The 26,520-nt window shown below is 38.2% G+C and carries 29 protein-coding genes and 2 other annotated features; of the genes, 3 read left to right on the top strand and 26 right to left on the bottom strand.

Features of this window, described 5'->3' with window-relative positions:
* Positions 1 to 24: 24 nt before the first annotated feature.
* The 19 genes from rpoB to MHH85_RS19415 all read right to left on the bottom strand — a co-directional run bounded on the left by rpoB (position 25) and on the right by MHH85_RS19415 (position 16,854).
* Positions 25 to 3,588, bottom strand: coding sequence for a DNA-directed RNA polymerase subunit beta (gene rpoB, locus MHH85_RS19325; RefSeq protein ID WP_340708221.1), 3,564 nt, complete (start codon positions 3,586 to 3,588; stop codon positions 25 to 27).
* 241 nt (positions 3,589 to 3,829) lie between these two features.
* Positions 3,830 to 4,429, bottom strand: coding sequence for a class I SAM-dependent methyltransferase (locus tag MHH85_RS19330; RefSeq protein WP_340708222.1), 600 nt, complete (start codon positions 4,427 to 4,429; stop codon positions 3,830 to 3,832).
* A 77-nt stretch (positions 4,430 to 4,506) separates the two neighbouring features.
* The gene (gene rplL, locus MHH85_RS19335) at positions 4,507 to 4,866 is read right to left on the bottom strand and encodes a 50S ribosomal protein L7/L12 (RefSeq protein WP_053418532.1); all 360 of its coding nucleotides are present in this window, start codon (positions 4,864 to 4,866) and stop codon (positions 4,507 to 4,509) included.
* Between the two features lie 74 nt (positions 4,867 to 4,940).
* Positions 4,941 to 5,441, bottom strand: a complete 501-nt coding sequence (gene rplJ, locus MHH85_RS19340; RefSeq protein WP_340708223.1) for a 50S ribosomal protein L10 — start codon at positions 5,439 to 5,441, stop codon at positions 4,941 to 4,943.
* A gap of 32 nt (positions 5,442 to 5,473) precedes the next feature.
* Positions 5,474 to 5,618, bottom strand: a sequence feature (ribosomal protein L10 leader region).
* Positions 5,619 to 5,665: 47 nt separating this feature from the next.
* Positions 5,666 to 6,367 (bottom strand): 50S ribosomal protein L1, encoded by a 702-nt coding sequence (gene rplA / locus MHH85_RS19345; RefSeq protein ID WP_193738001.1) that lies wholly within the window; start codon positions 6,365 to 6,367, stop codon positions 5,666 to 5,668.
* 129 nt (positions 6,368 to 6,496) lie between these two features.
* Entirely contained in the window at positions 6,497 to 6,922 is a 426-nt protein-coding gene (gene rplK, locus MHH85_RS19350; protein ID WP_053418530.1) for a 50S ribosomal protein L11, read from the bottom strand.
* A 176-nt stretch (positions 6,923 to 7,098) separates the two neighbouring features.
* Entirely contained in the window at positions 7,099 to 7,632 is a 534-nt protein-coding gene (nusG, locus tag MHH85_RS19355) for a transcription termination/antitermination protein NusG (protein ID WP_053418529.1), read from the bottom strand.
* Positions 7,633 to 7,735: 103 nt separating this feature from the next.
* On the bottom strand, positions 7,736 to 7,921 hold the full coding sequence (gene secE, locus MHH85_RS19360; protein WP_038179025.1) for a preprotein translocase subunit SecE: 186 nt from the start codon (positions 7,919 to 7,921) through the stop codon (positions 7,736 to 7,738).
* 44 nt (positions 7,922 to 7,965) lie between these two features.
* On the bottom strand, positions 7,966 to 8,115 hold the full coding sequence (gene rpmG, locus MHH85_RS19365; protein ID WP_038179187.1) for a 50S ribosomal protein L33: 150 nt from the start codon (positions 8,113 to 8,115) through the stop codon (positions 7,966 to 7,968).
* 86 nt (positions 8,116 to 8,201) lie between these two features.
* A complete protein-coding gene (sigH, locus tag MHH85_RS19370; protein WP_193738000.1) occupies positions 8,202 to 8,846 on the bottom strand; it encodes an RNA polymerase sporulation sigma factor SigH in 645 nt (214 codons plus the stop codon).
* 62 nt (positions 8,847 to 8,908) lie between these two features.
* Positions 8,909 to 9,427: an NYN domain-containing protein gene (locus MHH85_RS19375; protein ID WP_053418584.1), complete on the bottom strand. Its 519-nt coding sequence runs from the start codon at positions 9,425 to 9,427 to the stop codon at positions 8,909 to 8,911.
* A gap of 10 nt (positions 9,428 to 9,437) precedes the next feature.
* The gene (gene rlmB, locus MHH85_RS19380; RefSeq protein WP_038179021.1) at positions 9,438 to 10,187 is read right to left on the bottom strand and encodes a 23S rRNA (guanosine(2251)-2'-O)-methyltransferase RlmB; all 750 of its coding nucleotides are present in this window, start codon (positions 10,185 to 10,187) and stop codon (positions 9,438 to 9,440) included.
* Entirely contained in the window at positions 10,165 to 10,611 is a 447-nt protein-coding gene (locus tag MHH85_RS19385; RefSeq protein ID WP_340708224.1) for a Mini-ribonuclease 3, read from the bottom strand. Before MHH85_RS19385 ends, rlmB begins: the two co-directional genes overlap by 23 nt.
* On the bottom strand, positions 10,611 to 12,011 hold the full coding sequence (cysS, locus tag MHH85_RS19390; protein WP_193737998.1) for a cysteine--tRNA ligase: 1,401 nt from the start codon (positions 12,009 to 12,011) through the stop codon (positions 10,611 to 10,613). Before cysS ends, MHH85_RS19385 begins: the two co-directional genes overlap by 1 nt.
* Before the next feature lie 6 nt (positions 12,012 to 12,017).
* Positions 12,018 to 12,665, bottom strand: coding sequence for a serine O-acetyltransferase (epsC, locus tag MHH85_RS19395; RefSeq protein WP_193737997.1), 648 nt, complete (start codon positions 12,663 to 12,665; stop codon positions 12,018 to 12,020).
* Between the two features lie 51 nt (positions 12,666 to 12,716).
* Positions 12,717 to 12,938 (bottom strand) — a binding site (T-box leader).
* 49 nt (positions 12,939 to 12,987) lie between these two features.
* Complete coding sequence (gltX, locus tag MHH85_RS19400; protein WP_193737996.1) at positions 12,988 to 14,448, bottom strand: glutamate--tRNA ligase; 1,461 nt, start codon at positions 14,446 to 14,448, stop codon at positions 12,988 to 12,990.
* A 76-nt stretch (positions 14,449 to 14,524) separates the two neighbouring features.
* Positions 14,525 to 15,001: a 2-C-methyl-D-erythritol 2,4-cyclodiphosphate synthase gene (gene ispF, locus MHH85_RS19405; RefSeq protein ID WP_193737995.1), complete on the bottom strand. Its 477-nt coding sequence runs from the start codon at positions 14,999 to 15,001 to the stop codon at positions 14,525 to 14,527.
* A 2-nt stretch (positions 15,002 to 15,003) separates the two neighbouring features.
* The gene (gene ispD, locus MHH85_RS19410) at positions 15,004 to 15,693 is read right to left on the bottom strand and encodes a 2-C-methyl-D-erythritol 4-phosphate cytidylyltransferase (RefSeq protein ID WP_340708225.1); all 690 of its coding nucleotides are present in this window, start codon (positions 15,691 to 15,693) and stop codon (positions 15,004 to 15,006) included.
* Positions 15,694 to 15,756: 63 nt separating this feature from the next.
* Positions 15,757 to 16,854 (bottom strand): PIN/TRAM domain-containing protein, encoded by a 1,098-nt coding sequence (locus MHH85_RS19415; protein WP_340708226.1) that lies wholly within the window; start codon positions 16,852 to 16,854, stop codon positions 15,757 to 15,759.
* Between the two features lie 310 nt (positions 16,855 to 17,164).
* On the opposite strand from MHH85_RS19415, the gene MHH85_RS19420 reads away from it, so the two are divergent.
* The gene (locus MHH85_RS19420; protein ID WP_340708227.1) at positions 17,165 to 17,827 is read left to right on the top strand and encodes an acetate uptake transporter; all 663 of its coding nucleotides are present in this window, start codon (positions 17,165 to 17,167) and stop codon (positions 17,825 to 17,827) included.
* Positions 17,828 to 17,868: 41 nt separating this feature from the next.
* Here MHH85_RS19420 and radA read toward each other — a convergent pair whose 3' ends face one another.
* From radA to MHH85_RS19450, 6 genes are all read right to left on the bottom strand, one after another.
* On the bottom strand, positions 17,869 to 19,245 hold the full coding sequence (gene radA, locus MHH85_RS19425; protein ID WP_193737992.1) for a DNA repair protein RadA: 1,377 nt from the start codon (positions 19,243 to 19,245) through the stop codon (positions 17,869 to 17,871).
* A gap of 137 nt (positions 19,246 to 19,382) precedes the next feature.
* Entirely contained in the window at positions 19,383 to 21,821 is a 2,439-nt protein-coding gene (locus tag MHH85_RS19430; protein ID WP_227751961.1) for an ATP-dependent Clp protease ATP-binding subunit, read from the bottom strand.
* Entirely contained in the window at positions 21,811 to 22,932 is a 1,122-nt protein-coding gene (locus MHH85_RS19435; protein WP_340708228.1) for a protein arginine kinase, read from the bottom strand. Before MHH85_RS19435 ends, MHH85_RS19430 begins: the two co-directional genes overlap by 11 nt.
* Complete coding sequence (locus tag MHH85_RS19440; RefSeq protein ID WP_193737991.1) at positions 22,922 to 23,485, bottom strand: nucleotide excision repair protein; 564 nt, start codon at positions 23,483 to 23,485, stop codon at positions 22,922 to 22,924. Before MHH85_RS19440 ends, MHH85_RS19435 begins: the two co-directional genes overlap by 11 nt.
* 15 nt (positions 23,486 to 23,500) lie before the next feature.
* Positions 23,501 to 23,971 (bottom strand): CtsR family transcriptional regulator, encoded by a 471-nt coding sequence (locus MHH85_RS19445; protein WP_193737990.1) that lies wholly within the window; start codon positions 23,969 to 23,971, stop codon positions 23,501 to 23,503.
* Positions 23,972 to 24,261: 290 nt separating this feature from the next.
* Entirely contained in the window at positions 24,262 to 24,567 is a 306-nt protein-coding gene (locus tag MHH85_RS19450; RefSeq protein ID WP_193737989.1) for a DUF4870 domain-containing protein, read from the bottom strand.
* A gap of 150 nt (positions 24,568 to 24,717) precedes the next feature.
* Here MHH85_RS19450 and MHH85_RS19455 point away from each other — a divergent pair, with 150 nt between their 5' ends.
* The gene (locus tag MHH85_RS19455; protein ID WP_340708229.1) at positions 24,718 to 24,987 is read left to right on the top strand and encodes a hypothetical protein; all 270 of its coding nucleotides are present in this window, start codon (positions 24,718 to 24,720) and stop codon (positions 24,985 to 24,987) included.
* Between the two features lie 142 nt (positions 24,988 to 25,129).
* Positions 25,130 to 26,092 carry a magnesium/cobalt transporter CorA gene (gene corA / locus MHH85_RS19460; protein WP_340708230.1) on the top strand — a complete coding sequence of 321 codons (963 nt, stop codon included), beginning with the start codon at positions 25,130 to 25,132 and terminating at the stop codon, positions 26,090 to 26,092.
* 39 nt (positions 26,093 to 26,131) lie between these two features.
* Here the strand turns inward: corA and MHH85_RS19465 are convergent, their stop codons facing one another.
* On the bottom strand, positions 26,132 to 26,335 hold the full coding sequence (locus MHH85_RS19465) for a histidine kinase (protein ID WP_340708231.1): 204 nt from the start codon (positions 26,333 to 26,335) through the stop codon (positions 26,132 to 26,134).
* Positions 26,336 to 26,520: the final 185 nt, after the last annotated feature.

Raw genomic sequence — 26,520 nt, forward strand, 5'->3', positions numbered from 1 at the left:
CATTCAATTATTTGTTATTTATAATTATTCAACAGATCCTACTGGTGCTTCTTCATCAGCGCTCGGTAAGATATTAAGCGCGTCTGCTGGTTGAAGATCTTCATCTTCATCCATGTCACGAAGCTCAATTTCTTCGTCGTCAATTGTTAGCATTTTCACATCTAGACCTAGACTTTGAAGTTCTTTAATTAATACTTTAAATGATTCAGGTACGCCTGGTTCTGGAACACTTTCACCTTTAACAATTGCTTCGTATGTTTTCACACGACCTACAACGTCATCGGATTTAACTGTCAAGATTTCTTGAAGAGTATAAGCAGCGCCATAAGCCTCAAGAGCCCAAACTTCCATCTCACCGAAACGTTGTCCACCGAATTGAGCTTTACCACCCAATGGTTGTTGCGTTACTAATGAGTATGGTCCTGTTGAACGTGCGTGAAGTTTATCATCAACCATGTGAGCAAGTTTGATCATGTACATGACACCAACAGATACTCGGTTATCAAAAGGTTCACCTGAACGTCCATCATAAAGAATTGTTTTACCATCGCGGTTCATGCCCGCTTCTTCCATTGTTTCCCAAACATCTTCTTCGTTGGCACCATCAAATACTGGTGTTGCCATGTGAACGCCTAAGTAGCGAGCTGCCATACCTAAATGTAGCTCTAATACTTGACCGATGTTCATACGTGATGGTACACCAAGTGGGTTTAACATGATATCAATTGGTGTGCCGTCTGGAAGGAATGGCATATCTTCTTCTGGAAGAATACGAGAAATTACACCCTTATTACCGTGACGTCCGGCCATTTTATCTCCTACGCGAATTTTACGTTTTTGAACGATATATGCGCGTACAAGTTGGTTAACGCCTGGAGGTAATTCGTCACCATCTTCACGGTTGAAGACTTTAACATCAAGAACAATACCGCCTGCACCATGAGGAACACGTAGTGATGTATCACGAACTTCACGTGCTTTTTCACCGAAGATTGCATGTAATAAGCGTTCTTCAGCTGTCAATTCAGTTACACCTTTAGGAGTTACTTTACCTACAAGGATATCTCCGTCATGAACTTCAGCACCAATACGAATGATTCCACGTTCGTCAAGATTGCGTAATGCTTCTTCACCAACATTCGGAATATCACGAGTGATTTCTTCAGGCCCTAATTTAGTATCACGAGCTTCTGATTCATATTCTTCAATATGAACAGATGTATAAACATCATCTTTAACAAGACGTTCACTCATGATTACGGCATCTTCATAGTTATAACCGTTCCAAGTCATGAAGCCAACTACTACGTTACGACCAAGTGCTAGCTCGCCACATTCCATTGAAGGACCATCAGCAAGAATATCACGTGGGTTTACGCGGTCTCCAACTTTAACAATTGGACGTTGGTTATAACTTGTACCTTGGTTAGAACGAATGAATTTCTGTAATTTATATTTAGTTAAGTCGCCTTTTACTTCTTTGCCGTCAATTTCTTCAATACGACGAATGTGAATAGAGCGAGCTTCAACATGTTCAACAATACCTGGATATTTTGCAACTACTGCAGCACCAGAATCACGTGCATCTACGTGTTCCATACCAGTACCAACGAATGGTGCTTCTGGATTTAATAACGGAACAGCTTGACGTTGCATGTTCGCTCCCATTAGAGCACGGTTAGAGTCATCGTTTTCTAAGAAAGGAATACATGCTGTCGCAGCAGAAACGACTTGTTTTGGTGATACATCCATATAATCAACATTTTCACGTTTGAAGATAGTGTTATCACCACGGAAACGACCTACAACTTCTTCTTTAGCAAATGAACCATCTGGATTTAAGATTGAATTCGCTTGTGCTACTACGTAGTTGTCTTCTTCATCAGCAGTTAAATAGTCGATATGACCAGTAACTCGACTTGTTTCAGGATCAACGCGACGGTAAGGTGTTTCGATGAAGCCAAATTTATTCACTTTCGCGAAACTTGAAAGTGAGTTTATTAAACCAATGTTCGGACCCTCAGGAGTCTCAATTGGACACATACGACCATAGTGAGAATAGTGAACGTCACGTACTTCAAAACCAGCACGTTCACGAGTTAAACCACCAGGTCCTAAAGCTGATAGACGACGTTTGTGCGTTAATTCAGCTAATGGGTTTGTTTGGTCCATGAATTGAGATAATTGAGAGCTACCAAAGAATTCCTTAATAGAAGCAATTACAGGACGAATATTGATTAATTGTTGTGGAACAATAGATTGTGTATCGTTAATCGACATACGTTCACGTACAACACGTTCCATACGAGATAAACCGATACGGAATTGATTTTGTAATAATTCACCTACAGAACGTAAGCGACGATTACCTAAATGATCGATATCATCTGTGTTACCAACACCATAAAGTAAGTTAAAGAAGTAAGATACAGATGCAATAACGTCAGCAGGAGTGATATTTTTCACTTCTTCTTCTACGTAAGCATTACTGATTACTTTAATTTCTTTTTGCGCTTCATCATTAGGTGCAAAGATTTTAATTTCTTGAATTAAAACATCGCCTTCTAAAACGCCTGCAACTTTAGACATCGTTTGGAAGCCAATGCCTTTTTCTAGATGTGGTATTAAGCGATCCAGTACACGACGATCGATTAAAGTTCCAGCTTCAACTAAAATTTCACCTGTTTCAGGATCAACTAGTGTCTCTGCCACTGTTTGATTGAATAGACGATTTTTAATATCTAGCTTTTTGTTCATTTTATAACGACCAACATTAGCTAAATCATAGCGTTTTGGGTCAAAGAAACGTGAATACAAGAGATTTTTAGCGCTTTCTACTGTAGGTGGTTCACCTGGACGTAGACGTTCGTAAATTTCCAACAACGCTTTCTCTGTACTTTCAGTGTTATCTTTTTCTAAAGTATTACGTAAATATTCGTTATCACCAATAAGCTCGATGATTTCTTGGTCTGAAGCAAAACCTAAAGCACGTAAAAGTACTGTTACAGGTAATTTACGTGTGCGGTCGATACGAACATAGACAACATCTTTTGCGTCTGTTTCGTACTCTAACCATGCTCCACGGTTAGGAATCACTGTTGCGCCGAAACCTTTTTTACCGTTTTTATCTGTTTTATCGTGATAGTATACACTTGGTGATCTTACTAATTGTGAAACGATAACGCGTTCTGCGCCGTTGATAACGAAAGTGCCAGTTTCAGTCATAAGTGGGAAGTCACCCATAAATACTTCTTGTTCTTTCACTTCGTCTGTTTCTTTGTTGTGTAAACGTACTTTTACACGTAATGGTGCAGCGTAAGTAACATCGCGTTCTTTACATTCATCGACATCATATTTCGGTTCTCCGAGACTGTAGTCGACGAATTCAAGTGAAAGATTCCCTGTAAAGTCTTCAATCGGTGAAATATCGCGGAACATTTCACGTAAACCTTCTTCAAGAAACCACTCGTTAGATGCGGTTTGAATCTCAATTAGATTCGGAAGTTCCAGCACCTCATTAATACGCGCAAAGCTTCTACGCTGGCGGTGTTGTCCGTACTGAACTAGTTGACCTGTCAACTCATTCACCCCTCAATAAAGCGATAATAGGTCTTTGCGAAATCATACAAATGGTGTATGATATCGAAAGACAAAAAGAAAACGAGTTCGTTAAAGAGCTCATTTTCGATTAACCAAACATAACTTTGAAAAGTCTAACCATATTGATATAGTTTTTATACAAAAGGACAGACCTATTCAAATTAATATTTTTGCATTTTATTATAATATCACAGCTAATTTGTCAAGTCAATCTATAAACTTTAACAGATTATTTTTTGGCCTTGATAATCCAATAGCCTTTTTTCTTCTCTACGACTGTTACTTCAGTAAATTTCTCTTCCAAATGCGCAATAGTCGATGGAGCACCTTGCTTCTTCTGAATAACTATCCACAACTCACCGTTATCCACAAGTTTTTCAAAAGCTTGATCATAAAAACGGAAGATTGTATCTTTTCCCGCTCGGATCGGAGGATTTGTCATAACGGCAGCGACTTGTTCTTCTTGAACAGTAGAAAGTCCATCACTCTCAAAAATCTGCACATTTTGTACCCCGTTCACCTCAGCGTTTTTCTTCGCTAATGCAACCGCACGTTCGTTAACATCCATCATATGAATGACTCGTTCAGGATAATTTTTTGCAATAGACAAGCCAATTGGGCCATAGCCACAACCCACATCCAAAATACACCCTTCAACATCAGGCAATTCAAAACTATCAATTAACACACGGGAGCCAAAATCTACTTCGCTTTTACTAAAAACCCCTGCATCTGTTTCAAATACAAAAGAAAATCCTCGAAGAGTGAATTTCCATTTACTCGGATTACTTCCGACTTGAGGTTTTTTCGAATAATAATGTTCTGACAAGAAAATGCCCTCCATCACGTAAAATGAAGAAAAAGCTCGTCAGAATTGACGAGCTTTTTTCAAATAGAAAGTAGAAATTATTTAACTTCTACGCTAGCGCCAACTTCTTCAAGTTTAGCTTTGATTTCTTCAGCGTCAGCTGCAGAAACGCCTTCTTTAATAGCTTTAGGAGCGTTATCTACTACTTCTTTAGCTTCTTTTAAGCCAAGACCAGTGATTTCACGTACCACTTTGATTACTTTAATTTTTGATTCGCCTGCAGAAGCAAGAACTACATCAAATTCAGTTTTTTCTTCTACTGCAGCAGCAGCACCACCAGCAGCAGCTACAGGAGCAGCAGCAGTAACACCGAATTCGTCTTCGATTGCTTTTACTAAATCGTTTAATTCAAGAACTGTCATAGCTTTGATAGCTTCTAAGATTTGTTCATTGTTCATTATAATTTCCTCCTATACGGAATATTAGTTTTGTTTTGGCATATTATGCCGAGAAGATTAAGCTACGCTTAAAATTAAGCGCCTTGCTCTTCTTTTTGTTCTGCAACAGCTTTTGTTGCAAGAGCGAAATTGCGTACTGGTGCTTGAAGCACAGATAATAGCATAGAAAGTAGACCTTCGCGTGATGGAAGTTCTGCCAATGCTTTAACATCTTCAGCAGATGCAAATGTACCTTCGATAAGACCAGCTTTAATTTCAAGTTGTTCGTTAGCTTTTGCGAAGTTGTTAATGATTTTAGCAGGAGCAATTACATCTTCAGTTGAGAATGCGATTGCGTTAGGACCTGTAAGGAATTCATTAAGTTCTTCTTGTTCAACTTCTGCAGTAGCACGGCGTACTAAAGTATTTTTGTATACTTTGAATTCAACACCAGCTTCGCGAAGTTGTTTACGTAGTTCTGTTACTTGAGCAACAGAAAGGCCACGATAGTCAACAACTACTACGGATGCAGCGCTTTTGAACTTGTCAGCGATTTCTTGAACGACAGCTTGTTTAGCTTCAACTGCTTTGTTCATTTTGACACCTCCTATAAGAATGGGTCATTTATACCAACAAAAGAAAAGCCTCCTGTCTATGTAGACAAAGAGGCGGAAAGTCATCATCTTAAATAAGAGTCTGAGTTCCTTTGTCCTCGGTAGGTTGATTAAGCAATTACTTGCCCCTACGGTCTACGGTACAAATGGATGATTCACAACGTTGTACATCATATCAAAATATGATGTCGTTTGTCAATCAAAAATTATTTCGTAGCAACAGAAGTAGAAGCATCAACTTTGATTGATGGTCCCATTGTAGTTGTTACGTGTACTGATTTCATGTAAGTACCTTTAGCTGCAGCAGGCTTAGCTTTAATAATTACATCAACTAGAGTTGATAAGTTTTCAGCTAATTTATCAGCTTCGAATGAAGCTTTACCGATTGGAGCGTGAACGATACCAGCTTTATCAGCACGGTATTCAACTTTACCAGCTTTGATTTCAGCGATTGCTTTAGCAACGTCGAAAGTAACTGTTCCAGTTTTAGGGTTTGGCATTAAGCCTTTTGGTCCTAATACGCGACCTAGTTTACCAACTTCACCCATCATATCAGGAGTTGCAACGATTACATCGAAGTCAAACCATCCTTGTTGGATTTTAGCGATATATTCAGCATCACCAGCGAAGTCTGCACCAGCTGCTTCAGCTTCTTTAAGTTTTTCGCCTTTAGCGAAAACTAATACACGTTGAGTTTTACCAGTTCCGTTTGGAAGTACTACTGCTCCACGGATTTGTTGGTCATTTTTACGTGTATCAATATTTAAGTTAAATGCTACTTCAACAGTTGCGTCAAAGTTAACAGTGCTTGTTTTTTTAGCCAATTCAACTGCTTCTTGTACAGAATACACTTGAGTACGGTCTACTAATTTAGCTGCATCTTGCAGTTTTTTACCTTTTTTAGCCATTATAAATTTCCTCCTTGATTGTGGTTGTAGCGGAATAAACCTCCCACGAATAAAGGCTGCGAGTTTCAAATATGACTATTAGAAACATTCGCAACCCTCAAAAAACAATACTTCTATCAAGTAATGGGATTAGTCTTCGATAACAATACCCATGCTACGTGCAGTACCTTCAACCATTAACATAGCTGCTTCAACTGTTGCAGCGTTAAGGTCTGGCATTTTAGTTTCAGCGATTTCGCGAACTTTATCGCGTTTCACTGTAGCTACTTTTTTACGGTTAGGTTCACCTGATCCTGATTGGATACCAGCTGCTACTTTAAGTAGAACTGCTGCCGGCGGAGTTTTTGTAACGAAAGTGAATGAACGATCTTCGAATACAGAAATCTCTACTGGAATGATTAAACCTGCTTGGTCCGCAGTACGAGCGTTGAATTCTTTACAGAATCCCATAATGTTAACACCTGCTTGACCTAATGCAGGACCTACCGGTGGCGCTGGGTTTGCTTTACCAGCTGGAATCTGAAGTTTTACAACTTTAATAACTTTTTTAGCCACGAGACACACCTCCTTAAGTCCGTGATGTGGTAATTGGGTTGCCCCTCCCACTCAATATCTGTCTGTCGGCTTATTCCGATAACATTAAAAATAAAAATGCCAGTCCATAATAAAATGACAGTCTGACCTTTGAAATGATATCACTTTTAACATTCTAAGGCAAGTATAATTGTCAATTATACTTTTAACACTTGATCGTAGTCCAATTCCATTTTAGTTTCGCGACCGAACATATCAATAGTTACTTTAACTTTTCCTTTATCAGCAACAATCTCTTCGACCTTACCTTGGAAATGAGCAAACGGTCCTTCTAACACTTCAACTAAATCGCCAATAGCGAAATCAATTTCAAGTGATTTTTCTTGCATACCCATTTGTTTAAGGATGAATTCAACTTCTTCAGGTAATAATGGTGTAGGTTTTACCCCACCACCTGATGATCCGATAAATCCAGTAACACCTGGTGTATTACGTACTACATACCATGCATCATCTGTCATAATTAATTCCACTAGTACATAACCAGGGAATGTTTTACGCATATATTCTTTTTTGCGGCCATCTTTAACTTCCGTCTCTTGTTGTTCAGGAATGATGACGCGGAAAATTTTATCTTGCATACCCATCGTTTCAACACGTTTTTCTAGGTTTGCTTTAACTTTATTTTCATAACCAGAGTAAGTATGAACTACATACCAATTTTTTTCCATAATAGATAGGACTACTCGTCCTTCCCTCCTTCGCTAAAGGCAAATGAAAAAACCCGTTACAGATCATTCACGGGCCATTTCAAAAATATTAACATTAATTCAATTATAAATCCAAATACATGCGGAATAATTTAGAAATCCCTAAGTCTACTAACATGAAAAATGCAGCCATGAAAAGTAAAGTTGAAATAACAACAATTGTGTATTTCGTAAGTTCTTTACGCTTAGGCCAGCTTGTTTTTTGCATTTCCGACATAACACCGCGGAAAAAGTTACTAATCTTACCCATCTAACTAACCCCCGAATAAAATCATATATACAAAGCGAATCGTATTATCTAGTTTGTTTATGTAATGTATGTTCATTACAGTGAGAACAATATTTTTTCAGTTCCATCCTTGCAGTTGCACTGTCTTTAGATGCAGGAAGTGAATAGTTTCTTGAACCACACTTTTCACAGCTAAGCACGACTTTTTTTGCCATTTTATCACCTTTTCGGCATTTGTCCTTATAAAGACTAACACCTATCACAAATACTGTCAACTTGCCTACAGCTAGCATTCTTGCAATCATTCAATATCTAAATGACGTTCTAATTTCCGTTTTACGCGTTGTAAAGCATTGTCAATCGACTTCACATGCCTGTTCAATTCAGCGGAAATTTCGTGATAAGATTGTCCATCTAAATAGAGTGCCAACACCTGACGTTCGAGATCACTTAATATTTCGCCAATTTTTTCTTCCATGTAGCTAAATTCCTCACGATGAATAATAAGCTCCTCTGGATCGTCGACAACTGAACCTGTTAACACGTCCATTAACGTGCGCTGGGATTCTTCATCGAAAATTGGTTTGTCCAATGAGATGTATGAATTAAGTGGAATATGCTTTTGTCTAGTTGCAGTTTTTATTGCAGTGATGATTTGACGTGTAATACAAAGTTCCGCAAAAGCTTTGAAAGAAGATAACTTATCTCCTTTAAAATCGCGAATAGCCTTATAAAGTCCAATCATACCTTCTTGCACAATATCCTCTTTATCAGCACCAATGAGAAAATACGACTTCACTTTCATACGAACGAATGATTTATACTTCGTAATGAGGAAGTCTAACGCTTCACTATCACCACTATGGACCATTCCCACTAGCTCTTCGTCGGTATATTGCTCATATTGTTGTTGCTGCTTCAAGTGTAAATGATCGCTAATAATCAATAGTATCACTCCAATTGCGCTAGCATTGTTAAAAACAGTATAACGGAATTGGAAAATATGAGTCAATCATTCATTTTATTTCCTCTTCGCCATAACTCAAACTTTGCAGCAATATCATCTCTTAATTGTATCTTAGAACTAGGCTTTTGCACTTGAATATCCCTTACAGTTTGCGTGATTTTAGATTGCGTAGATTGCATTTCAATTTCTAATTCTCTAGCAGATTTTCTTAATGCCCCATGTCCGAAAACGACATTTTGCTCTGTCATATCAGATGTCGCTACATAAATGCGGACTCTTTTACTAATTAAAGAAGCAGTAAGCTTTTCAATTCTTTCATCTGCAGTCTCTCTAGCTCTTGTATAAATAACTTCTACGTCATGCTGCACATTTTTCGTTTCAATTCCTGGCACGAGATACGCGTCAAAGATAACAATGACGCGCCAGCCAGAATATGCCTTATACTCTGCCATCATTTCTACCAGTCGGTCTCTCGCATCTATTAGCCTTTGCTCTTTTAATCTTCTGAGTTCTTCCCAAGCACCAATAATGTTATAACCATCAACCAACAGTATATTCATGGCATTCACCTTAAACTTCTTGGCGTTTACGCAATACTTCGTACATCAATAAAGCAGCAGCTACAGATGCATTTAGTGATGTAACATGACCAACCATTGGTAAATTATATAGGAAATCACATTTCTCTGTTAATAAACGACTCATACCTTTTCCTTCACTGCCGATAATGACCGCTAGTGGCAAAGTCGCATCCATTTTACGATAGTCTGCTGAGCCTTTTGCGTCTGTTCCCGCGATCCAAACACCGCGTTTTTTTAACTCATCCACCGTTTGCGAAAGATTATTCACACGAACAGTTGGAATATGTTCGATCGCGCCTGTAGACGCTTTTGCTACAACAGCCGTTAAACCAACTGCACGACGTCTTGGAATGATAATACCATGAGCACCCACTGCATCTGCGGTTCTCATAATAGATCCTAAATTATGCGGATCTTCTAGTTCATCGAGAATTAAGAAAAATGGATCTTCTCCACGACTTTCTGCCAATTTAAACAAGTCATCTAATTCAGCATATTTATAAGCCGCAACAGATGCCACAATCCCTTGGTGATTAGCATCTGTTAACTGATCTAATTTTTTCTTTGGAACGAATTGTACGATAATTCCCTGTTCTTTAGCTAATGCAAGAAGCTCCGTCAAGCTACCGTGCTGAACACCTTCTGCAATCCAAATTTTATTCATTTCTCTTGCTGCACGAAGTGCCTCTAATACCGGGTTTTTCCCGGCAATCATCTCATTTGACTGTTCTTCCGTCATCTTTTGACACTCCTTTTGATTCTTCAATAATATCAATTGTATATTGGATTATTTCATTTACACGATCCATTTGACCTGTTAAATATAAGCTGCCAATTACAGCTTCATACGCTGAGCTATAGCGGTATGTTTGAACATCAGTATTCTTTGGTACCGATCCTGATTTTGCATTGCGACCGCGTTTTAAGACCGCCATTTCTTCTTCAGAAAAAAACTCTTCATCCATCATTCGGTGAATAACACTTGACTGCGCCTTTGCAGAAACATAATGCGTTGCCTCTTTATGAAGAATATTCGGTTTGACGCGTCCAGAGCGTAAGAGATGCTCACGTACCGCTATTTCCAGTACAGCATCTCCCATATACGCCAACGCCAATGCATTTAACTGTTTGACATCTTGGTTACGAAGTTCTCCCACTGCCATTAACCTCGTTTCCATCTAATGCCTTGGCGTGTATCCTCTAAAATAATATTCATCTCTTTTAGTTGATCACGAATTTCGTCAGCACGTTTAAAATCACGATCTTTACGCGCTTGAATACGTTCTTCAATAAGCGCATCGATCTCTTCATCCAACAATTCTTCTGCTACATCTAATTCAATTCCAAGTACATTAGCTAACGCACTTAAAGTATCGGCAAATTTCGTTAATACTTCTTCATTCGTATTTTGTTCAAGTAAATATTTATTGGCAGTTGCTGATAACTCAAATAGCGCCGCAATTGCATTTGCAGTATTAAAATCATCGTCCATAGCAATTTCAAACTGTTCTTTTACTTCAGCAATATTTGCTAACCACTCGTCTTTCTCTTCTCCTAAATTAGCTGTAGCAGTTAGTCGATGCTGCAAGTTGTTGTAAGAAGTACGGATACGCTCTAATCCTGCTGCTGCAGCTTCCACTAAATCTTGCGCAAAGTTAATTGGATTACGATAGTGTACTGATAGTATAAAGAACCTTAAAACTTGAGGGTCAATTTGCTTTCGAATGTCATTTACAAGAATGAAGTTACCAAGTGACTTAGACATTTTTTCGTTGTCGATGTTAATATATCCATTATGCATCCAGTAACGTGCAAATTGCTTACCTGTATACGCTTCAGATTGAGCTATTTCATTTTCATGGTGCGGGAATGTTAAATCTTGCCCACCTGCGTGGATATCAATAGTATCACCAAAATGCTCATGTACCATTACAGAGCACTCAATATGCCAACCTGGTCTACCTTGCCCCCACGGACTTTCCCAGAAGATTTCACCTGGTTTAGCAGCTTTCCAAAGAGCAAAGTCCAAAGCATCCTCTTTTTTGTCACCAGTTTCGATGCGGGCGCCAACTTTCAAATCATCAACAGATTGATGAGAAAGCTTTCCATATCCTTCGAATTTACGCGGACGATAATAAACATCCCCTTGAGATTCGTAGGCATAACCTTTTTCAATTAGCACAGCGATAAATTCAATAATTTGATCCATATGCTCCGTAACTCGTGGATGTGAATCTGCTTTTTGGCAACCTAATGCTGTAATATCCTCAAAATAAGCTTGAATAAAGCGATTTGTTAAATCTGATACATCTTCACCAAGTTCATTTGCCGCTTTAATAATTTTATCGTCTACATCCGTGAAATTTGATACATACGTAACCTCAAAGCCTTTATAAGTTAAGTAACGACGCACTGTATCATATACAATTACAGGCCGCGAATTCCCGATATGAATGTAGTTATAAACCGTAGGACCACATACATACATTTTCACTTTTCCTTCTTCAAGTGGTACGAAATCCTCTTTTTGTCGAGTTAATGAGTTAAAAATTTGAACACCCATTGTTATTTACATCTCCTTTTCACTTAGTACAATCTGCTTTTGAAGTTCTTCTATTTTCCGTTCTAACGTAGAGCATCGATCCTCTACTGGATCTGGAATATTTTGATGATCTAGTTTTTGTTTATTCTCTACTTTGATACCGTCTTGAATGACGATTTTCCCTGGAATGCCAACGACTGTAGCATTGGGAGGTACAGCTTTTAATACAACAGAACCTGCGCCAATTTTGCTATTTGCACCAATCGTTATAGAACCAAGCACCTTAGCGCCTGTCGCAACAAGTACATTATCTTCTAGTGTTGGGTGACGTTTCCCTTTCTCTTTTCCTGTACCACCAAGTGTAACCCCTTGATATAAAGTAACGTCATTGCCAATCTCACATGTCTCTCCAATTACAACGCCCATTCCATGGTCAATAAAGAAACGTCGGCCGATTTTGGCACCTGGATGAATTTCAATCCCAGTGAAGAATCTACTTACCTGAGAGATTAAACGTGCCATAAAGTAAAATTTTCGCTTGTAAAAAGCATGTGCAATGCGGTGTCCCCAAACCGCATGCAAACCAGAATAAGTTAGCACAACTTCCAAGGTGCTTCGTGCAGCAGGATCATTTTCAAAAATCGTCGCAACATCTTCCCTTATAGTTTTGAACATAAATTCAAAGCTCCCCTCTTTTTTCAAAATAAAAACGCCTCTGCCCTATAGGACAGAGACGCTGGATATGCGCGGTTCCACTCTGGTTGGAAGTATTAAAAAACACTTCCCGCTTAAAGTCTATAACGGTGACTTACCGACTAAGCCTACTTAACGTTCAACTCAGTGCTCAGAGGTGCATTTCTGTATTACATTGGCTCAGACCACTTTCAGCCGGTGATGGTCCTCTCTACAGAGCTTGCTCTACATACTTCTCCTCTTCAACGCTTTTTTATCGATAGTAGCTTCATTTTACAATGAAGCTAGAAAAAAGCAAACTAAATTACTTGATAAATTGTTCGACACGTTTAATGACTGTTTCTTTACCTAGTAATGCTATTGAGTTTGGAAGTTCTGGACCATGCATTTCACCTGTCGTAGCAACACGAATCGGCATGAACAGGTTTTTACCTTTGTGGCCAGTTTCCTTTTGCACTGCTTTAATAGCTGCTTTAATAGCTGCTGGTTCAAATTCTTCTAAAGCTTCTAATTGCACTTTGAATGAAGCCATTACTTCTGGAACCTGTTCACCAGCTAATATTTCTCTTTCTTCTTCATTGTATGCAAGTTCTTCCGTAAAGAACAATTGAGATAACTCAACAATTTCAGCACCGAAACTCATTTGTTCATGATAAAGGCCGATTAAATCAGATGCCCAAGCATGTTGCTCTTCAGTTAACTCAGCTGGCAATAGACCTGCTTTTTGTAAATGAGGTAATGCCAGTTCTACTACTTTTTCATGAGATAATTTTTTTATATATTGGTTATTCATCCACGTTAATTTTTGTTTATCAAACATAGATGGAGATTTTGAAAGACGTTTTTCATCAAATAGACGGATGAAGTCTTCTTTAGAGAAGATTTCTTCTTCGCCTTCTGGTGACCAACCTAATAAACCGAAGAAATTGAACATTGCTTCCGGCAAATAACCAAGATCACGATATTGCGAAACAAATTGGATAATGGATTCATCTCGTTTTGATAATTTTTTGTGATTTTCATTAACAATTAAAGTCATATGACCATAGCTTGGAGCTTCCCAATCAAATGCATTAAAAATCATTAATTGTTTTGGTGTATTTGATAAATGCTCTTCACCGCGGAATACATGAGTCATTTCCATGAAGTGGTCATCCAATACAACTGCATAGTTATATGTTGGAATTCCATTCGCTTTGACTAGTACCCAATCACCAACATCTTTAGATTCGAATGATACCTCACCACGAACTAAATCATCGAATTTGTATGTAACGCCTTCAGGAACGCGCATACGGATTGTGAACGCTTCACCAGCAGCTTCTTTTGCTGCAACTTCTTCAGCAGATAAATGACGGCATTTCCCATTGTACATTGGAGCCGCTACACCATTTGACTTTTGTACTTCGCGATCAGCTTCTAATTCTTCTGAAGTACAGAAACATTTATAAGCCATACCTTTTTCGATTAATTGATGCGCATGTTCACGATAGATGTCTAAACGCTCCATTTGACGATACGGCGCATAAGGTCCACCGATATCAACTGATTCATCATACTCTAAACCTAACCATTTTAAGTTATCTAATTGAGAAGCTTCGCCACCCTCGATATTACGCTCAATATCTGTATCTTCAATACGAACGATGAAATCTCCGTTATGGTGTCTTGCGTATAAGTAGTTAAATAAAGCTGTACGTGCGCCACCAATGTGTAAATGTCCTGTTGGGCTTGGTGCATAACGAACACGAACTTTTTTAGTCATGATATAATCCTCCTAGTTTTCCTGCAAAAATTCACTTTGTTCATTTTACCACTGCAAGTTTAAAATTTAAAGGAAGTCATTTTTTTATTAGTAAAATGGTCGCCATTGAAGCAATTCCTTCTTCGCGACCTGTGAATCCTAGTTTTTCAGTTGTTGTTGCTTTGACATTTACTTGATCAGGTTCTGCATTTAAGAGTTCCGCAATTCGATTACGCATAGGTTCAATATATGGTGCCATTTTAGGTCGCTGTGCCATAATTGTGCAATCTACATTACCTAGTACATATCCTTTGTCTTCAACGATTTTCCAAATGTATTCTAATAATTTTGCTGAGTCAGCATCTTTAAATGCAGGATCTGTGTCTGGGAAATGACGACCAATATCCCCTTCACCGATTGCGCCCAAAGCAGCGTCCGTTATTGTGTGTAATAAAACATCAGCATCAGAATGACCTACTAGACCTCTTTCGTGAGGAATTGTAATACCTCCGATAATTAATGGTCGACCTTCTTCAAATGCATGTACATCAAACCCTTGCCCTACTCGAAACATAGTTATCCTCCTATACGTTGGCTTAAAATCGCCTCTCCAAATACTAAATCTTCTTTTGTTGTTATTTTAACGTTATCGTAGCTACTTTCAACGATATGTACGACCTGTCCTAATCGTTCAACTAACATAGCTTCATCGGTTCCTAAAAATTGATCCTTCTCTGCTGCACGTTCTGCTTCTTGTAAAATTGTAAACTGAAATGCTTGAGGTGTTTGAATCATCCATAAGTTAGAACGATCTACCGTCTCAACTATGACACCATTTTCAACTTTTTTAATCGTATCCTTTGTACGCACACCAGCAATTACCGCGCCATTTTCTTCCGCAGCCTCTACTAGTTTGTGAATAACTGGAATTGTGATAAATGGTCTAGCAGCATCGTGGACGAGTACAATTTCACCATCTTTTACTTTCTTAACACAAGAATACACACTGTCTTGGCGTTCTGCTCCACCATCAGGTAATGCTTTAACTTTTTTAATATTATATTTCACAAGCAGCGATTGGATATATTCTCGTTCTTCAGGCTTTACTGCTAACCAAATCCCCTTACATACCGAGTCTTGTTCAAAGACTTCAAGAGTGTGGATTAATATTGGCTTCTCACGTAGTTCTAAGAACAATTTGTTATGTCCTGCACCCATGCGCTTACCGCTACCAGCTGCAGGTAAAATAACATCATATTGCTTCAAAATTTTCACGTCCTACTCATGGAAAAGGACAAGGCAAAATGCCCTGTCTCTTTTTGTTTTCTATTATGCTACTTTACCGCCACTTTTTGGTTTTGCAAAAATCATACGACCAGCAGAAGTTTGTAAAACACTTGTCACAACGACTATAATTGCTTGCCCAATATAGGATTTTCCTTCTTCAACGACAATCATTGTACCATCATCTAAATAAGCAACTCCTTGATTGTGTTCCTTACCATCCTTGATGACAACCACATGCATTTCTTCACCTGGAATAACGACAGGCTTCACAGCGTTGGCTAAATCATTAATGTTTAAAACCGCAACATTATGGAGATCACATACTTTATTTAAATTAAAGTCGTTGGTTAAAATCTGCCCACTCATTTTTTTAGCTAAACGAACTAATTTTAAATCTACTTCTTGAATATCATCAAAATCCACTTCTGTAATTAAAATATCCGTTGCTCGTTCATCCTGTAAAGTTCTCAAAATATCAAGACCTCGACGACCGCGGGTACGTTTCAGTGTATCTGACGAATCTGCAATATGTTGCAATTCCGTTAACACAAACTGTGGAACTACTAATGTACCTTCTATAAAACCAGTTCCTGAAATATCAGCAATACGCCCATCAATAATAACACTCGTATCTAGTAGCTTATAAGCAGGTGCTGGCGTTTCTGGAACCACTTCATCAGCACTTTTCTTTTTAGCTAAATTACTTGCTCTTGCTGCCGTAAACACATGAAGCAATTCATCCCGCTTTTTAAAACCTACCTGGAATCCTAAATACCCAAGAACAATTGATAATATCGGTAAGACCGGCGTAATGAGCGGCAGTTGTATACTATCAATCGAAAACCCAATAAAATACGCCACAATTAATCCTACAATCAAACCTAATGTGCCAAATAACAAATCACCAACTGGAGCTTTCAATAACTTGTCTTCCATCCAACGAATAAAACGGACACATGAATCGGAAAATAAAAATGAAAATCCAAACAAAATGAAAGCGCCAATTGCAACTGACACATATGGATTATTTAGCCATGGGTTTGAGGATAAATGAATGAATTCGTATAATGGCGGTAAAAATAATAAACCCAACGTACCTCCGATAAATAAGAAAGCAACTTGAATAACTATTTTCAACAAAATGAACACCTCCTTTATAGTTTTAATTATACATAGTTTGCCTTTTATTTGCTCGGCAAACCCCTTGGGCAATTCAAATCAATTATATTGCATGTTTTTTCTACTTTCTACTTCCAATTATCTAGAAAAAACAGCTTTTTTACGTAAAAAGATAATTTATAAATTAAACAGAATATGCTCTTTACAACAGAAATCCCTCTTGTTAATGACCATCCTTTAGTCAAATCTGACATCGCCGTGTCACATTTATTGAAATCGGTTACAATCTTCATATTCGAGAAAATTTACAACGCAAAACAGGAGGATTGTTATGAATCAAACACAAGATATTAAAATAACAACTGCAGATCCATCCGGCATCGGGCTTTTTGGACTAGCCATCGTTACACTTGTAGCCTCATCTCAAAAATTAGGATGGACAGAAGGTGTAGGTCTAGTCATTCCCTGGGCAATATTCTTAGGCGGTATCGCACAATTTTATGCCTCTATACTAGATTCTAAACATAATAATACATTCGGTACTACTGCTTTCGGAGCTTATGGACTTTTTTGGATGGGAGTCGCTACATCTTGGTTTGTTCAATCCGGAACCTTTGGGTTAACATTACAAGAAAGTGCTGATGTACATCAATTAGGGTTCGTATACATAGGGTACCTTGTTTTTACAATATTTATGACCATTGGTGCATTAGAAACAAATAAAGTACTATTCTTCATCTTTTTCTTAATCAATTTTTTATTCGTTGGCTTATCACTAAGTTCACTTGGCATCATGGAACACGGCATGCACCTTCTAGCGGCTTATTCTGAGTTTGGCATTGCCATCCTATCTTTATACGGTGCTGGCGCAAATGTTTTGAACAAACATTTCGGTTTCGAATTTTTACCTTTAGGTAAACCCTTCGGAATTATTACTAAACCAGTAGAAAAAGAAAAAACCGCTCACTTACAAACAAATAACCAATCATTTTAGAAAAAGCGACAACCTTTTGGTTGTCGCTTTCATTTACTGCATCATAAATCACGGAAGCAAAGTTTCAACGCCTCGTTTACCGTCTCTACCCCAACAATTTCAATACCAGCTGGATAATCCCAACCTCCTATGTTAGAGGCCGGAACAATGGCACGTTTAAAGCCTAGCTTTGCAGCCTCTTGAACACGCTGCTCCACACGCGATACACGACGCACTTCACCTGTTAAACCTACTTCACCTATAATACAGTCTCCTGCACTCACAGCACGGTCCTGATAGCTTGAAACAATACTTGTTAAGACTGCTAAATCGATTGCCGGTTCATCTAGTTTTACGCCACCTGCGACTTTAATGTATGCATCTTGAGCTTGTAGCAGCATACCCATACGCTTTTCAAGTACTGCCATCAACAACGACACACGATTCTGATCAATGCCTGTAGCCATACGTTTCGGGTAGTTAAAGCTCGAAGGCGTCACTAAGGCTTGGATCTCAACTAATATTGGGCGTGTCCCTTCCATTGAGGCAACGACGCTAGAACCCGCAGCCCCTTGCGAACGTTCTTGCAAGAACAATTCAGAAGGATTCAATACTTCTTTTAAACCACCCTGTAACATTTCAAATATGGCAATTTCATTCGTTGACCCAAAGCGGTTTTTTTGACTACGTAATATTCTATACGTATGATGACGCTCTCCTTCAAAATAAAGAACCGTATCTACCATATGTTCTAAAATACGTGGCCCTGCTATTTGCCCTTCTTTTGTTACATGCCCAACAAGGAAAATGGCAATATTTTTTGTCTTAGCAATACGCATTAATTCAGCAGTACATTCACGCACTTGTGATACACTACCTGGTGCAGAAGTTACTTCTGGATGATGCACAGTTTGAATGGAGTCAACAATGACAAACTTCGGTTGAACTTCTTCTATTGTTTGATTTAAAAACTCCAAGTTCGTTTCAGAGTAAATATATAGCTCAGCTGACTTCACACCTAGTCGCTCAGCACGTAACTTTGTTTGGCGGATGGATTCCTCACCAGAAATATAGAGTACCCTATGACCTTTATTAGAGAGCAACGCTGAAACTTGTAAAAGTAGTGTAGATTTACCGATCCCAGGATCGCCACCAATTAACACTAAAGAACCGGGCACTACGCCTCCACCAAGTACACGATTCAATTCATCTAGTTCTGTTTCAACTCTAGGCGCATCTTCTGTCTCAATCGAAATAATTGGCATAGCCTTTTGAGAAGTAGTTGATGAGTGCTGAAAAGCTCCTCTAGGTCCTTTAGAAATGACTTCTACTTCTTCCACCATCTTATTCCATTCACCGCACCCAGGACATCTTCCCATCCATTTAGGTGATTCATAACCACAAGAATTACATAAAAATTTCGTTTTCTTTTTAACCATATTTCCTCCCACTAACACTTCTATTGTTCTCTCTATTATAAAACAAGGCACTCCAAACATGTTGTTCGGAATGCCCTGTTTTCCCAGACCTTTGACGAATTAAGTAGCGAACTACACAATTGCATCATTAGAATGAATTATTTTGTTACAAACTCTTTAATATTTACAACGAACTCATCGTTTTCAACATCAAAAATGACACGCTGACCCGTTAACACTGTGCCTTTTAAAATCTCTTCAGATAAACGGTCTTCCACATGTTTTTGTATTGCTCGACGTAAAGGACGAGCACCATACTGTGGATCATAACCTTCTTTAGCAATTTTATCTAAAGCTGCGTCCGTTAACTCCAATTCGATATGTTGTTCTTGCAAACGTTTTGTCAATTGTTTTGCCATTAGCGCAACGATTTTCGTTAATTCTTCTTTTTGTAGCGCATGGAAGACAATCATTTCATCAATACGGTTTAAGAACTCTGGGCGGAATGCTTTTTTCAATTCAGACATTGTAACACTCTTATTATCTTTGTGTATGTCTTTTGCATTAGCCGAGCTAAAACCAAGTGATTTTCTATATTGAAGTTCTGAAGCACCTACGTTTGAAGTCATGATAACAACTGTATTTCTAAAGTCTACTACGCGTCCTTTAGAATCTGTTAAACGACCATCTTCTAATACTTGTAATAGAATATTGAAGACATCCGGATGTGCTTTCTCAATTTCATCAAGTAAAATAACTGAATATGGTTTACGACGGACTTTTTCTGTCAACTGACCGCCTTCTTCAAACCCTACATACCCTGGGGGTGAACCGACAAGTCTTGAAGTCGAATGTTTTTCCATGTACTCAGACATATCAACTCGGATCATAGAATCTTCATCACCAAACATTACTTCTGCTAACGCACGAGCAAGTTCCGTTTTACCAACACCAGTTGGTCCAAGGAAAATAAATGAACCGATTGGACGCTTCGGATCTTTTAATCCCGCACGTGCACGACGGATTGCTCTAGAGATTGCTTCAACTGCCTCAGTTTGGCCAACAAGACGTTTATGCAACTCTTCTTCAAGGTTAAGTAATTTAGCTGATTCCTCTTGTGCTAACTTCGATACCGGTATCCCCGTCCACACAGAAACAACTTCAGCCACGTCATTAACAGTTACTTTAGATTCTTCTTTACCTTGTTTTTCTTTCCACGTTTTCTTTGTAGATTCTAATTCTTCTTTTAATTTTTGTTCAGTATCGCGAAGCGAAGCCGCTTTTTCAAATTCCTGACTTTGAACGGAAGCGTTTTTCTCTGATCGAATCGCTTCTAGTCTTTGCTCGAGCTCTTTTAAGTTTGGAGGAGTTGTATAAGAACGCAACCTTACTTTAGATCCCGCTTCATCAATTAAATCAATAGCCTTATCCGGTAAGAAACGATCCGAAATATAACGGTCTGACATTTTCGCAGCTGCATCAATAGCTTCATCCGTAATTTTCACACGGTGATGCGCTTCGTAGCGGTCACGTAAACCTTTAATAATTAGGATAGCTTCCTCAACAGTTGGTTCATCGACTTGAATTGGTTGGAAACGACGCTCTAATGCAGCATCCTTTTCGATGTATTTACGATATTCATCCAATGTTGTAGCACCGATACATTGTAATTCTCCACGTGCTAGCGATGGCTTCAAGATGTTCGATGCATCAATAGCACCCTCTGCTCCACCTGCACCGATTAATGTGTGTAGTTCATCAATAAAGAGAATAACATTGCCTGCTTGGCGAATTTCATCCATCACTTTTTTCAAGCGATCTTCAAATTCACCACGGTATTTTGTACCCGCCACGACTGTTCCCATATCAAGTGTCATAACACGTTTATCACGCAAAATTTCAGGTACTTCATTGTTGACGATTTGTTGAGCTAAGCCTTCCGCAATTGCCGTTTTACCGACACCTGGTTCCCCGATTAAAACTGGGTTGTTTTTAGTACGACGAGATAGTACCTCAATAACTCGTGTAATTTCCTTACTACGGCCAATTACCGGATCTAAGCTGCCGTCCCTTGCAACTTGAGTCAAATCACGAGCCAAGCTATCTAACGTTGGTGTACTTGCAGCTTGGGTAGCACTATTTGCATTTTGAGCATGATCATGACTACCTAACAACTGCAACACCTGTTGACGCGCTTTATTTAAACTAACTCCTGCATTGTTTAAAACACGAGCTGCTACGCCTTCTCCCTCACGAATAAGAGCTAATAATAAGTGCTCTGTACCGATATACGAGTGGCCTAGTTTACGTGATTCATCGACAGATAGTTCGATTACTTTTTTTGCACGAGGTGTATAATGTACGATTGGACCAACGTCTTTTGTACCTACACCCACTAACTCCTCAATACCTTCTTCAATCATTTCAGAGCTAATATCAATTGCTTCAAGCGCTTTAGCTGCAATGCCGCCACCTTCACGAATTAAGCCAAGCAAAATGTGCTCAGTACCAATTGATTCATGTTTCATACGAATAGCTTCTTCTTGTGCCAGTTGAAGCACTTTTTGTGCGCGTTGAGTAAATCGATTAAACATCATAAGAATCCTCTCCCTCTTCGTCAGAATGACCTTTTTTTAATTCTCTATTGCATTGCAATCGTTCTCGCAACAAACTTGCTCGATACACATCTCGTTCATTTGATTGAAGTGTAGTACCTGCATGTTGTTGTAAAAAGCCCGGCTGCATATAAAGCATACATTCGTTCAAAACAGCAATAGGTATATTCTGGATTATACCCAAATATATACCCAATCGAACGTTAGATAAACAATTTGCTGCTTCTTCGCTCGTTAAAATTCTGGCATAAAGTAAAGTTCCCAATGAACGATTGAGACGATCAGCTAAAGCAATTGAAGCATGCTCTATTAATGCTGTACGTGCTTCTGTCTCTTTTTGAATAATTTGTTCAGTTACACTTTGTAAATCTAATAAAATATCCTTTTCTGATTTACCAAGTGTAATTTGATTGGAGATTTGATAATAATTGCCTACCGATTCCGTCCCCTCACCATACATTCCTCTCACAACCATACCAAGTCGTGGCATCGTACTTATGAGTGAACCAATTTGGTTTGTCATAGTTAACGCGGGTAGATGCATCATAATAGACGCCCTCAAACCTGTTCCTGTATTTGTAGGGCAACTTGTTAAATAACCAAATGTATCATCAAAAGCATACGGTAAATGATGCTCTAATAGACGGTCAATTTGATCGGCACTTTCATAAGCTTTTTCTAATTGTAAGCCTGGCTGTAAACATTGAATACGAATATGATCCTCTTCATTAATCATTACGCTAATCGATTCATCTTTTGACAGTAAAACCGATCCAACTCTCTCTTTATCTGCAAGCTGAGGACTGATTAAATGCTTTTCTACTAATACTTTACGCTGCAATGCAGGCATGTCATGCAAAGAAAAATAAGAGAACTGAAAATGTTGTTCTTCCTCATCATCTGCATCAATCAATACATTCGAAACAGCTTTATCAATTTGCATTGCCTCTTCATCAGAAAAAGCTCTTGGAAAACGGAAATCTGTTAAGTTACGCGCTAACCTAATGCGAGTACTCATGACGATATCACCGTATTGTCCTTCTTCTTGCATCCAATTTGTCGTTGGATTGTGTAAAAAGTGCTCAATGTTCATCTTGAGACTCACCTCCTACTTGCAACTTTTTTTCAAGAGCGCGGACATTATCCCGCATAGTTGCTGCATCTTCAAACCGCTCTTCCTCTATGGCCACTTTCATGTCCAAACGAATTGCCTCGATTTGTCTTTTTAATTGATATAGCTCGTTGATAGAACCTGGCACTTTTCCAACGTGTTCCACGGCTCCATTATGCAAACGTTTTAAGACTTGAGGTAGCTGCTCTTTAAAAGTTTCATAACAACCAGGGCAATTAAATTTTCCCTCGTTCAAAAATTGATGGTATGTCATGCCACATTCTGGACAATTCTCCTGTTCCTGCGTTTTCTGCTCATTTACATTTGGTGCTGCAACCGACCAACTCGGTGTACCAAACCAATTTGAAAAAAGTTTATGCATTGAAATTGGATCGGCATTAAAGTCGAGGTTCAAATGGAAAGAATCAAGTTGTTTATTGCACACTTCACAGAAATGCCTTGTCGTTTTTTTGCCATTCTTCATTTGTGTCACCGTGATAGTGGCCGGTCTTTGTTTACAGTTTTCACAAATCATACCCTCGCACCTCTTTTACAATTGCTTGTCATATTTTATAGTCAGTAGCATTGCTTGTAGGATACGCGCGCGTAGCTCATCACGTACCGGTAAATTTATTCGTAACACAGAACGATCGAGAGCTGCTAACATCATTTTAGCTTCTCTTTTCGTTATTACACCTTCGTCAATTAAACGGAAAATTAAATCGTTCGTCATATTTTGTGAAGCACCTTCATTCACTTGCTCAATCACTTGGTCAATTAAATCTGCCTTTGAATTAGCTTTGACACGCAAAATTCGTATATATCCTCCACCACCGCGTTTACTTTCAACTAAATAGCCACGCTCGGCGGTAAATCGAGTATTTATCACATAATTAATTTGGGAGGGTACGCATTGAAATTTATCAGCAATTTCACTCCGTTTTATCTCAATATGTCCTTCTCCACCTAATTCGATAACCTCTTTCAAATAACCTTCTATTATGTCAGAGATATTACGCATTTCAAATTCCACCTCGCTTGCATCACTGACTTTGACTATCTTTGACTATATTTGACTACATTATACACAGCCTAATAAAAAACACGCAATTGAAATGCTCATTGAAATGTGTACGGTGCCTGTTTAGCCTCGAAAAGCACCGATACCTTCAAATCGAAAATTTATTTTCAGTTTCGATAAGGAACCGGAAGTTAAAAGCATCCTACTGTCTCAAGATACCCGTTTCACCTATCTAATATTCTGCCCAAACAAAAAACCACGATAGCAAATGCCATCGCGGTTTTTTCGTATTAATACCATTTCCCAACAATCGGATAATCCCAATCTGTGTCATTAAGAGCTTTCACAATACCTATTACTGGAACTACAACGCCCATTATCAAAAAGACTACTAAGAACGGAAGTCCAATTAATAAAAAACTAAAGATCCCTGATACAATGACTAATACCCACATAACAAATTGGAACAATAACGCTTGAATAGACAAACGCTTAACTTGTTTATCATCAATAAATATATAGAATAGGATTGGCACTAAACACGGAGCAAAAAATGCACTTGCATGAAGAATCACTTTTAATCCTTTTGATTCCATCTAGAGCAACTCACTTTCATAAATTAATATACTTCTTATTCTATTTATACGATTCAAAAATTCATTAGTTTCATATCCTTATCAAAAAAGGAACATTCTTTATTTCGATTCGTCCTCTGAAGTAACAAAAGAAAGGGAGGAGTTTTTCCTTTGAAAAAAGCATTATTATTCATCGGTAGCATCGCACTATGCTTAATCATTTTCATTGCAATGCCGTATTGTTTATTGAAAAATTCATTTTCAAATGATTGCGAATCTAAAACTTCCTCATGCTCTAAAACCATTGAGCATAAAATAAAAATCATCAATTCAATAAGTGAATCTGATGTCCTGTATCAAGATCAAAATACTATTGAAGACTCAACCGATAAAAGTCATAGAGGTCAATTTATATCAAGCCTTTTCCTAAGTGATAACTAAATATCTTAAAATAAAAAAGAGGGCCGCTATGTATAAGCGCCCTCTTTACTATTTATATTATGTTCTATTCGACTTCTTCCCGTGACAATACGATACCGTTTATGAGAGGATAGTTATACACTAGTTGAAATGAGGACGATCTATGATTCGGACCCTTGGCGTTACTATTAATCAAGAACTAAAAATGGATTTTCCACTAGAAGAATTACGGAATAATACTTTTGAATGGTATTGGGTTGATTTTGATGAACCTACTGTGGAAGAAGAACTATTGCTAGACACATTCTTTCACTTTCATCCACTAGCTATTGAAGACTGTTTAATGCGATTACAACGACCAAAACTCGATTATTATGACGATTACCAATTTTTAGTTGCACATAAGTTAAACGAAGAGACCTTTGAAGCCGAAGAGGTTAATATGTTCGTTTCCGAAAAATTTGTTGTGACTTTTCATAAATCGCCAGTACCTGAATTTGATATCGTCCGTTCGCGTATAAATGACCAACCAAAGTATTGGAAAAGTGGTGCTATTTTCGTCACTTATCAAGCGATAGATAAAATCGTAGATAGCTATTTCCCAATGGTCTACAACATTGAAGATCATCTAAACACAATTGAGGATGAGCTAAATTATCAAAGCAATACAAAATCTATGCGCTATGTATTTGATTTGCGTAGTGATTTACTTCATATTCGCCGTACCATTTTACCGATGCGTGACCTTTTATATCGTATTTTAAACTCCGAACGCTTTACATTGATCAAATCCGAACGTGCTTACTTTGCCGACATTCATGACCATTTAATAAAACTAACAGAAATGGTTGAATCAAACCGTGAGCTTACTGCTGATATGCGAGATAGTCATATGTCGATGAATGCTAGTCGAATGAATGGCATTATGATGACTTTAACCATTATTTCATCTATCTTCATTCCGCTAACCTTTATAGCTGGTGTATACGGTATGAACTTTGAAAATATGCCCGAATTACATTGGTATTACAGCTACTTTATCGTTTTAGCTATCATGCTTATTATTGCCATATCTATGTTAGTTTGGTTCAAATACAAAGGATGGTTCGACTTATTCAAACCATAAAAAACGCAGGCTCTCCACAATTTGAGGAGAGTCTGCGTTTTATTTTAGTTCATCGTCTTTAGCATCTTTTAAACCAAATAATACAAAAGAAATGGCACCTGAAAATAATGCTGCACCTACGGCAATCATTATACGTGAGTTCAAAGGAACTTCTGTATAATCCTTATTCAATAACATCAACGCCGATACCACTACAACTGCCATTATTGGTAAAGCAAATTTCATCCCTCGCTTACGATCCATTGACCAATACATCCTTTTCTTCAAGACATTTCTTTTATTGTAGCATGGACAACCTACAAGAACACGGTGAAATAATATGTGACATCGATTGTTCACTTCTCCGTGTCAGTTTTAAAGGAGCTTTTTTTATACGTAGATCCATTAAATCCTCAGCACATTACTTTATACCTCCAATATTAACTTCA

Source organism: Viridibacillus sp. FSL E2-0187, from assembly GCF_038006425.1.
GTDB classification, from domain to species: domain Bacteria; phylum Bacillota; class Bacilli; order Bacillales_A; family Planococcaceae; genus Viridibacillus; species Viridibacillus arvi.